General features: G+C 41.2%; 1 protein-coding gene. It reads left to right on the forward strand.

All coding sequences use genetic code 11. The features are described 5' to 3' along the window. Window positions 1-63: 63 nt before the first annotated feature. Window positions 64-735, forward strand: a 672-nt coding sequence (locus tag B3182_RS14570; RefSeq protein WP_292753286.1) for a hypothetical protein, incomplete at its 3' end; no start/stop codon positions are given.

Here is a 735-nt window from a genome sequence, read left to right on the forward strand (position 1 = left end):
CCACTGTGCGACTACGGCAATTGCAGCCTTCCAAACCAACAGCTGAGACGGAGCAAAGTTAAATTGGCTAATCTGCAGATACGATGCTTCGGCTTCACTGACGCAGATCATCAACAGCTGCAAGCCCTGTTATCGCAGTACAACTCATCATTAAACCACCAATGGCAAATAAGTCGTTTAGGTCATGCTGTTTTGTATTTTTATAACGTTGATAACGCGGAAGGTTTAAAAAGCTGGCAGCAACGTGATGTCGAACTGCTGAATATATACTGTAGCCGGCGCAAAACCACTCATCAGCAAAACTTGCTGCAGATAAAATTACCCTTAACCAGCAGTAATTTATTTTCCCTGTTCGCTTTTGCTGAAAGACATTTTGCTCAATCAAGAAAATTATCCGCTAAAGGGTTTCATTTTCTGCAATCACCGGCAAAAGTGATTAATCCCCGTTTATTCAGTATGTGGCTTGGTAATGCTCTCTTACGTAACCAGTCCAAACCAGCTGCCGATCTCCCCAAACTAAATTTATTGATCTCTGTCGTAACGGATGAACGACGAGGTGACATTATTACTGATCCTGCTTTATTAAAAACCTGGTTATCCCAACTTACCGATGATTTATCTCAACGCCTGTCAATTTTGTTAGCAAATCTGCAGGCAATCAAACATCACCATATCTCTGAAACTCGACAGATAAATCTTTTGGATGTCTATTTCCACGAACTCAAACGTCTTTTA

Origin of the sequence: Methylophaga sp. UBA4204, from assembly GCF_002379485.1 — a bacterium.
Classification (GTDB): Bacteria; Pseudomonadota; Gammaproteobacteria; order Nitrosococcales; family Methylophagaceae; genus Methylophaga.